The sequence below is a fragment of the Tahibacter sp. genome (assembly GCF_035481375.1).
Lineage (GTDB): Bacteria > Pseudomonadota > Gammaproteobacteria > Xanthomonadales > Rhodanobacteraceae > Tahibacter.
Map to the genome: position 1 here is coordinate 1 of NZ_DATIGT010000002.1, position 10,642 is coordinate 10,642.

Sequence of the window (10,642 nt, forward strand, 5' to 3'; positions counted from 1 at the left end):
GGGCAACTTCGTGCTGCCGACCATCATCACGGGCCTGAAGAACAGCGACGAGGTCGTGCAGAGCGAAACCTTCGCGCCGATCCTCTATGTCATGCCGTTCAAATCGCTCGACGAAGCGCTGGACTACCAGAACGGCGTGCCGCAGGGCCTGTCCTCGTCGATCTTCACGCAGAACGTGAAGTCGGCCGAAGCGTTCCTGTCGGCGGCGGGTTCGGACTGCGGCATCGCGAACGTCAACATCGGCACCTCGGGTGCGGAGATCGGCGGCGCGTTCGGCGGCGAGAAGGAAACCGGCGGCGGCCGCGAATCCGGTTCGGACGCCTGGAAGGCCTACATGCGCCGCCAGACCAACACGATCAACTACTCCGACGCGCTGCCGCTGGCCCAGGGCATCAAGTTCGAATTCTGATCCCGCGCGCGACCCGCGTCGCGCCTACCGGTGTCATCCCCCGACGGGCCGCTTTGCGGCCCGTTTTCGTTCGCGCGGGCGCCACCTTGCGCAACGCTTTTTTTTTGGTGGTTTTGTTCAGCTCCGCCTGAGTTTGTAAACGTTTGAGGCGTGAGGGGTTTCCCGGGTAGGGATAAAAATAGTGGATTCGACTTTGGTCGAATACGAATCGCTAAGCATCCAATCTGTCACAGTTTTTTTCTGGCACGTTACTTGATGTAACCCACCCTACGCTGCCGTTTTGCGACGATCAGCGAGCCGCCAGGGACCGTTTAGCCAGACCAAACGTACGGCGGCGCAGGGGATCAACGACTCAATCGTCTTCACCATGAATGGGAGCCCGCAGACGGGCTTCCGGGGAGCGCGCGCGTGTCTCGGCAAAATGTGACGCATTTCACAAGAACAGGACTCGCAGCGTTAGTCCTGCTCTTCTCGCAGGCCGCACTGGCCGACATCACCGGAACGGTATTTCGCGACTTCGACGCCGACGGCGTCGCCGACACAGGCGAACCCGGACTCGGCGGCATCACGGTCACGGCCTACAACGCCGCCGGTACCAGTGTCGCAACCGCAACCACCTTCGATCAGAGCTGCTCCGCCGCCGGCGTACCGGTCGCGGCCTGCACGGCGGCGAACGCACCGGCACTCGGCAGCTACACCTTGACCATCGCCAGCGGCGGACCATTCCGCGTCGAGTTCACCGGCGAAGGCAGCGCGCTCGCGACCGCGGCATTCGGCACGGGCAATCCGACCTCGGTGCAGTTCGTCGCGACGAGCACGGCCACGGTCAATGCGGGCTTCAACAACCCGGCGCAGTACTGCGCGGGGCCGACGCCGCCGGCCGTGGTCGCCGGGTTCTTCGCGTTCGGCAATCCCTCGCCGGGCCTGCCCACGCTGTTCGGCTTCGACTACGACGCGCGCGGCACCACCCACGACGCCGATCCGGTCACCGCCGGCGTGCAGGCGCAGCGCGAGTACGGCCTGTCCGACCAGACCGGCGCGGTCTACGGCATCGCCTACCAGCGCCGCACGCAGAGCCTGTTCTCGTCCGCGTACGTGCACCGCGGCTCGCCGCAGGGACCGGACTCGAACACCGGCACGATCTATCGCTCGCCCGGTGTGACGCGCAACTCGACGAACATCGCCGCGGCGCCGTTCATCACGGTCAACGGCATGGCCGGCATCGACACCGGCACGAACCCGCATCCGGCAGGCACCGACTGGACGCGCGACGCGGCGAGCTACGGCGTCGTCGGCAAGCGCGGCCTCGGCGATCTGGAAATCTCCGAAGACGGCCTGACGCTCTACACGATCAATCTGTTCCAGCGCGAAGTGCTCGTGCTGCCGATCGGCACGGGGCCGACCGCGCCGACGGCGGCGCAGATCGTGCGCGTCCCCGTGCCGGTGCCGACGAGCTGCAGCGGCGCCGTACCGAGCGCCGCGGCGCCGAGCACCGACGACATCCGTCCGTTCGCGACGAAGTTCTTCGACGGCACGCTGTACATCGGCATGGTCTGCACGGCGCAGAGCATGCGCGGCGCGGGCGCGACGCTCGCTGCGGCCAAAGCCGCGATGCGCGGCTACGTGTACGCGATGAACCCGGCGACGAACGTGTTCTCGACGACGCCGGTCATCGAATTCCCGCTCAACTATCCGCGCCAGTTCCTCAACAACGGCCTCGGCTCCGCCACGACCGACGGCGAGTGGAATCCCTGGGCCGACACCTACCAGCCGGCCGACGCAGTCGGCAGCGCCAACTTCTGGCTGTATCCGCAGCCGATCCTGACCGACATCGAATTCGACGCGCAGGGCCGCATGGCGATCGGCCTGCGCGACCGCCTGGCCGACCAGACCTACGACAGCGGCGAGATCGGTCCGAACGGCGACCAGAACGATTCCACGCGCCAGGGCGGCGACCTGCTGATGGCCTGCCGCAACGGCGCCGGCGGCGCCTGGGCGCTCGAAAACGCGGGCAGCTGCGGCACGAGCGCGACCAGCGATCCGAACAGCACCGGCGCGGGCACGAACATCAATTCCGGCCCGGGCAATCGCGAGTTCTATTGGGAGGAGTACTATGACTTCGACTTCAACCCGGACTTCCACCGCGAGACCGCGATGGGTTCGCTGCTGTGGCGTCCGGGCAGCGGCAATTTCATGTCGACCGTGTTCGACGTCGACGGCACCTTCAACGCCGGCGTGCGCGTCTATCGCAACGACAACGGCGCGAACGCGCGCCTCGCCGGCAATGTGCGGCATGAATTCCGGCTCTACGAGGACGGCACCTCGACCTTCGGCAAGGCTGGCGGCATCGGCGACATCGAAATCCTCTGCGAAGAATCGCCGGTGCAGATCGGCAACCGCGTGTGGCGCGATTCGAACGGCAACGGCCGCCAGGATCCGGGCGAACCCGCGATCCAGAACGTCGTGATCAACCTCTACAACGCAGCCGGCACGCAGATCGGCAGCACGACGACCGACGCGAACGGCCACTTCCTGTTCCTGTTCTCGATCGGCGCGATCGATCCGAGCACGACCGACAACACGGTCATCCAGCCGAATCCCTACGGCGCGGCGGTGACGCTGCTCGTGGCACCGGCGAATTTCAACGCGGGCAATCCGCTCGCGGGCTTCACGCGCACGCTGGCCAACACGGGCGGCGCACTGCGCGATTCCAACGGCGTCGCGACGACGGTCGCCGGCGGCGGTCCGAGCGGCACGGGCTTCGTCGCGACGGTCGGCGCGGCCGGCCGCAACGACCACACGATCGACTTCGGCTTCGGCATCGCCGATTTCGGCGACCTGCCCGACACGGGCGTCGGCAGCGGCATCGGGAACTATTCCACCGTGGCGTCCGACGGCGGCGCGATGCATTCCATCGTCCCGGGCCTGCAGATGGGCGCGACGGTCGACGGCGAATCCGACGGCCAGCCGAACGCGGCGGCGACCGGCGACGACACGAACGGCGCGCCCGACGACGAGGACGGCGTCACCGTCGCCGACCTGAGCCTGCGGGTCGCCACAGCGGCGAACGTGCGCATCAATGCGACCAACACCACCGGCGCGCCGGCGCAGCTCTGCGGCTTCATCGACTTCAACGGCGACGGCGACTTCGCCGATGCCGGCGAAAGCGCCGCGGCGGTTGCCGTGCCCACCGGTTCGAACAACGTCCAGTTCACGCTGGCCTTCGGCACCGTGCCGGCGGGCTCCGCCGCATCGACGTATGCGCGCTTCCGCCTCAGCGACACGATTGCCGCATGCGCGCCGAACGGCGCTGTCGGCGCGGGCGAGGTCGAGGACTATCCGATCGGCATCACGCCGCTCGACTTCGGCGATCTGCCGGATACCGCGGCAGGCACCTCGACCGGCAACTACAACACGCAGGAAGCCGACGCCGGCGCGAACCATCGCATCGTCACGGGCCTGTTCATGGGCGCGACGGTCGACGCGGAAGCCAACGGCCAGCAGAGCCTCAACGCGAACGGCGACGACACGGCCGGTGCGCCCGACGACGAGGACGGCGTCACCGTGGCCGACCTGCAGTTCGTCACGGGCTCGCCCGCGACGGTGCGCGTCAACGCGACGAACCAGACCGCGGCAGCCGCCTCGCTCTGCGGCTTCGTCGACTTCAACGGCGACGGCGATTTCGCCGACGCCGGTGAAACCGCGCCGGCGATCGCGGTCGGCACCGGCACCAACAACGTGCAGTTCACGCTGAACTTCGGCACGGCGCCCGCGGGTGCCGCGACGACGTATGCGCGCTTCCGCCTGAGCAGTCCGTCGGGCGCCTGCACGCCGACCGGCTTCGGCGGCGACGGCGAGGTCGAGGACTATCCGGCCGGCGTCATTCCGGTCGACATGGGCGACCTGCCCGATACGACGGCCGGCATCGGCAATGGCAACTATTCCACTCTGCGCGCGAACAATGGTCCGCGCCATCCGCGCACCGCGACGGCGCCGACGCTGGGTGCCACGGTCGACACCGAAGCCGACGGCCAGCCGAACGCCGGCGCGACCGGCGACGGCACCGACGAAGACGGGGTCACGATTCCGGCCCTGACGGTCGGCGCGAACGCGACGGTCACCGCCGTTGCGTCGAATCCGAACGCGGCTGCTGCGCAGCTCTGCGGCTTCCTCGATTTCAACGGCGACGGCGATTTCGCCGACGCGGGCGAAACCGCTGCCGCGATACCCGTCGCCTCGGGCACCAGCAACGGCAGCTTCCCGATCAACTTCGGCACCGTGCCGGCCGGCGCGGCGGCAAGCACGTACGCACGCTTCCGCCTGAGCAGCGGCCCCGGCGCCTGCACGCCGGACGGTCTCGCGACCGACGGCGAAGTCGAGGACTACGTCGTCGGCATCGGTACGCTCGATCTCGGCGATCTGCCCGCACCGCTCTACCCGACCCTGCTCGCCGGCAACGGCGCGCGCCATCCGATCGTCGCCGGCCTCGTGCTCGGCGCGAGCGTCGACGCGGAAGCCGACGGCCAGCCGAACGCGGCGGCCAGCGGCGACGACGCGAACGGCACGCCCGATGACGAAGACGGCGTGACGGTCAGCGACCTGAGCCTGGTCGCCGGCAGCGGCGCGAGCGTGCGCGTCAATGCGACGAACACGACGGGCGCGGCGGCACAGCTCTGCGGCTTCGTCGACTTCAACGGCGACGGCGACTTCGCCGACGCGAACGAAACCGCCCCCGCGATGCCGGTGCCGACCGGCAGCAACAACCTGCAGTTCACCCTGAACTTCGGCACCGTGCCGACGAGCGTGGCGACCAGCACCTACGCGCGCTTCCGTCTGTCGACCGACGTGGGCGCCTGCAGCGCCGCGGGCGCGGCGACGAACGGCGAAGTGGAGGACTACGCGGTCGCGATCGGCCTCGTCGATCTCGGCGACCTGCCCGATACCGGTGCCGGTAGTGGAAACGGCAACTATTCCACCGTGCTGGCCGACAACGGTCCGCGTCATCCGGTCGTTGCGGGCCTGCGCCTCGGCGCGAACGAGGACGGCGAAGCCGACGGCCAGCCGTCGGCCACTGCCGACGGCGACGACGCGAACGGCGTACCCGACGACGAGGACGGCGTGACCGTGGCCGACCTCGCGCTCGTCGGCGGCGCGCCGGCGAACGTCCGGGTGAATGCGACGAACACGACGGGTGCGGCGGCGCAGCTCTGCGGCTTCGTCGACTTCAACGCCGACGGCGACTTTGCCGATGCCGGCGAAACCGCGCCGGCCATCGCCGTGGCGACGGGTTCGAACAACGTGCAGTTCACGCTCGCGTTCGGCACGGTGCCGGGCACGGCGGCAACCAGCACCTATGCGCGTTTCCGCCTGAGCACCGCGGCCGGTGCGTGCACCGCGAACGGTGCGGCGCCCGACGGTGAAGTCGAGGACTATGCCGTCGCGATCAGCCAGACCGACTTCGGCGACCTGCCCGACACCGGTGCCGGTAGTGGAACTGGCAACTATTCCACATTGACGACCGACAACGGTCCGCGCCATCCGATCGTCGCGGGCCTGCGCCTGGGTGCGAACGAAGACGGCGAAGCCGACGGCCTCCCGGGCACGAGTGCGAGCGGCGACGACGCCGACGGCACGCCGGACGACGAGGACGGCATCAACACCGCCGATCTCGCGCTGACGGCCGGCACGACCGCCACGGTGCGTGCGACCGCGACGAACACGCTCGCATCCGCGGCGCAGCTCTGCGGCTTCATCGACTTCAACGCCGACGGCGACTTCGCCGATGCGGGCGAGACCGCGCCCGCGGTCGTCGTACCGCCGGGTTCGAACGGCGCGCCGTTCACGCTGAACTTCGGCACGGTGCCGACCAGCGTCGCGACGAGCAGCTACGCGCGCTTCCGCCTGTCGACCGACGCCGGCGCGTGCAGCCCGGTCGGCGCCGCAACCGACGGCGAGGTCGAGGACTATCCGGTCAGCGCCGGCCTGCTCGACTTCGGCGATCTGCCGGATGCCGCAGCCGGCACCGGTACGGGCAACTACGCGACGCTGCTCGCCGACGACGGCCCGCGTCATCCGATCGTGGCCGGCCTGCGCCTGGGCCTCGACGAGGACGGCGAAGCCGAAGGCCAGCCGGCGACGAACGCCGACGGCGACGATGCGAACGGCACGCCCGACGACGAGGACGGCGTGACGATCGCCGATCTCTCGCTGACCGGCGGCACGGCCGCGGCGGTGCGCGTCAATGCGACCAACACGACCGGCAGCGCGGCGCAGCTCTGCGGCTTCGTCGATTTCAACGGTGACGGCGATTTCGCCGACGCCGGCGAAACCGCACCGGCCGCGGCGGTCGCGACGGGCTCGACGAACGTGCAATTCACGCTGAACTTCGGCACGGTGCCGACGAGCGCGGTCAGCAGCACCTACGCGCGCTTCCGCCTGAGCACCGATGCGGGCGCCTGCTCGGCGACCGGCATCGCGGCCAACGGCGAAGTCGAGGACTATCCCGTCGGCATCGCGCAGGTCGACTACGGCGACCTGCCCGACACGGCGGCCGGTAGTGGAAACGGCAACTATTCCACGCTGTCGTCCGACAACGGTCCGCGTCATCCGATCGTCGCCGGCCTGCACCTCGGCACGAACGAGGACGGCGAAGCCGACGGCCAGCCGGGTACCGGCGCCGACGGCGACGACACGAACGGGACGCCCGACGACGAAGACGGCGTCACCGTGGCCGATCTCGTGCTGACCGCGGGCACCGCGGCGAACGTGCGCGTGAACGCGACGAACGCGACCGGCAGTGCGGCACAGCTCTGCGGCTTCGTCGACTACAACGCCGACGGCGATTTCGCCGACGCGGGCGAAACCGCCGCAGCGATCGCCGTGCCCACGGGCAGCAACGACGTGCAGTTCACGCTGAACTTCGGCACGGTGCCGGTCACGGCGGCCGCGAGCAGCTATGCGCGCTTCCGCCTGTCGACCGACACGACGGCCTGCGGCGCCAACGGCCCGGCTACCGACGGCGAAGTCGAGGACTATGCGGTCAGCGTCGGCCAGCTCGATTTCGGCGATCTGCCCGACACCGGCGCCGGCAGTGGAACCGGCAACTATTCCACGCTGCTCGGCGACAACGGCCCGCGTCATCCGATCGTGCCGACGCTGTTCCTCGGCGCGACCGAAGACGGCGAAGCCGACGGCCAGCCCGGCGTCGCCGCGAACGGCGACGGTGCCGACGAAGACGGCGTCACGCTGGCCGACCTGAACCTCACCGCAGGCAGCGCCGCGACGATCCGCGTCGCCGCGACCAACACCAGCGGCAGTGCGGCGCAGCTCTGCGGCTTCGTCGACTTCAACGGCGACGGCGACTTCGCCGACGCCGGCGAAGCGACGTTCGCGGCGATTCCGAACGGCACGAACGGCGCGACGTTCCCGCTCGCGTTCGCGGTGCCGGCGACGGCCGTGACCGCGAGCTACGCGCGCTTCCGCCTGTCGACCGACACGGGTGCCTGCAGCCCGGTCGGCGCCGCGCCCGACGGCGAGGTCGAGGACTATCCGGTCGGCATCACCGTGGTCGACTACGGCGACCTGCCCGACACCGGCGCCGGCAGTGGAGCAGGCAACTATTCCACGCTGCTCGCCGACGACGGCGCGCGTCATCCGATCGTGGCGGGCCTGCGCATCGGCGCGAACGAGGACGCCGAAGCGAACGGCCAGCCGTCCGCCGCGGCGAACGGCGACGACACGAACGGCACGCCCGACGACGAAGACGGCGTCAACACGGCCGACCTCGCGCTCTCGCGCGGCGTCGCACCGACCGTGCGCGTGACGGCGACCAACACGACCGGTGCGGCCGCGCTGCTCTGCGGCTTCCTCGACTACAACGCCGACGGCGATTTCGCCGACGCGGGCGAAGCGGCGCAGAGTGCGGTGCCGAACGGCAGCAACGGCGCGCCGTTCACGCTGGCCTTCGGCACCGTGCCGAACACGGCGGCCGCGGCGAGCCATGCGCGCTTCCGCCTGTCCACCGACGCGGCGTGCACGCCGAACGGTGCGGCGACGAACGGCGAGGTCGAGGACTATCCGATCACGAGCGGCGCCGGCGTGCTGAGTCTCGGCAACCTCGTCTGGAACGACCGCAACAACAACGGCGTCGTCGACGGCGGCGAACCCGGCATCGCCGGCGTGGCCGTCGTGCTGTATCGCGACAGCGACAACAACGGCACGCCGGACGGCCCGTCCATCGCCACGACGAACACCGACGGCAGCGGCAACTACCTGTTCGCGGCACTCGATCCCGACAACTACCTCGTCGCGATCACGCCGCCGGCGGGCTATCGCACCAGCACGGGCTCGGGCCTGCCGCCGCTGCTGCCGACCGGCGGCTACGAGCCGGCGCCCGATCCGGACAACGACGTCAACAACGACGACAACGGCACGCTGAACGGCGCGAGCATCGTCACGCAGCCGGTCACGCTGGCCGTCGGCGCCGAGCCGGTCAACGACGGCGACGTCGATGCGAACAGCAACCTCAGCGTCGACTTCGGCCTCGTCGGCAATTTCGACCTCGCGCTGCGCAAGACCGTGACGGCGGGTCAGCCGGGGCCGTTCATTCCGGGCTCGGACGTCAGCTTCGACATCGAAGTCATCAACCAGGGCGGTATCCCGGCGACGACGATCGTGCTGAACGACTACATCCCGGCCGGTTTCGCGCTGAGTCCGAACGAGACGAACTGGACCAGCGTGAGCGCGACGCTCGCGACGCGCACGATCGCGGGTCCGCTCGCACCGGGTGCCGGCACGACGGTGACGATCACGCTGCGCATCCAGAACGGCGCGGTGTCGCCGCTCGTCAATCGCGCGGAGATTGCATCCGCCGACGACGACGGCAACACGAACACGCCGCCGCCGACCGACATCGACTCGACGCCCGACGGCAATCCGGGCAACGACGCCGGCGGTTCGCCGGGCACGCCGTCCGATGATTCCGTCGGCGGCAACGGCACGGGCACGCCAGGCGGCACGGATCCGAACACCGACGAGGACGACGCCGATCCGGCGCAGGTCACGTTCGGTACGGGCTTCGATCTCGCGCTGCGCAAGACGCTGACGGCCGGCCAGCCCGGACCGTTCCTGCCGGGCCAGGACGTGACCTTCGACGTCACCGTGTTCAACCAGGGTACGGTGCAGGCCACGACCATCGTCATCAACGACTACATCCCGGCCGGCTTCGAGCTGAGTCCGGTCGAGCTGAACTGGAATCCGGTCAATCCGTCGCTCGCGACGCGCATGATCGGCGGTCCGCTCGCGCCGGGTGCCAGCACGACGGTGACGATCACGCTGCGCATCCTGCCGACGGCGACCTCGCCGCTGGTCAATCGAGCGGAGATCGGTTCGGCCGACGACGACGGCGATTCCTCGACCACGCCGCCGACCGACATCGACTCGACGCCGGACGGCAATGCGGGCAACGACGGCGGCGGTGCGGCGGGTACGCCGTCCGACGACGCGATCGGCGGCAACGGCACCGGCACGCCGGGCGACACCGATCCGGTCACCGACGAAGACGATTCGGATCCGGCGCAGATCACGCTGGGCACGCCGGGCGGTTCCTCCCCGCTCGGTGTCGCCAAGCAGGCGCAGGTGCTGGCGGTGAGCGGCGGTGGCGGCTACGGCGACGGCGGCGCACCGGCAACGGCGCAGCTGGCCTACGTGATCCTCGTGCGCAACTACGGCACGCAGCCGGTCGACAGCCTGCAGGTCGTCGAGAATCTCGTGACGACCTTCGGCGCCGGGGCGAACTGGAACGTGGTCAGCGTGACCGCGCCGACGCTCAGCGTGAACCCGGCCTACGACGGCCGCGCGAGCACGAACCTGCTGACCGGCGGCGACTCGCTCGCTGCCGGCGCGACGACGACGATCCGCCTCGTCGTCAGCGTGCAGTTCACGCCGGGCGCGGTGTACACGAACCAGGTCACCGGCACGGGCCTCGTCGGCAACGTCGCGGTGTCGGATCTGTCCAACGACGGCACCGACCCGGCGCCGGGCGGCGGCAATCCGAACGACAACGGCAACCCGACCATCGTGCGCCTCGGCGCGCAGACGATCCCCGCGCTGTCGGTCTGGTCGTTCGGCCTGCTGCTGCTCGGCATGGTCGCACTCGCATCGCAGCGGCAGCGCCGCCGCGGGTCGCGTGCGTAACGCAACGCCCGAATCGGCGGGAACGGCGCAATGCCGTTC

General features: G+C 69.8%; 2 protein-coding genes. Both read left to right on the top strand.

Features of this window, described 5'->3' with window-relative positions; translation table 11 throughout:
• Positions 1-409: aldehyde dehydrogenase family protein (locus VLF18_RS00030; RefSeq protein WP_325277558.1), on the top strand; the 409-nt coding region annotated here is incomplete at its 5' end.
• A gap of 408 nt (positions 410-817) precedes the next feature.
• Complete coding sequence (locus tag VLF18_RS00035; protein ID WP_325277559.1) at positions 818-10,603, top strand: GEVED domain-containing protein; 9,786 nt, start codon at positions 818-820, stop codon at positions 10,601-10,603.
• Positions 10,604-10,642 lie beyond the last annotated feature (39 nt).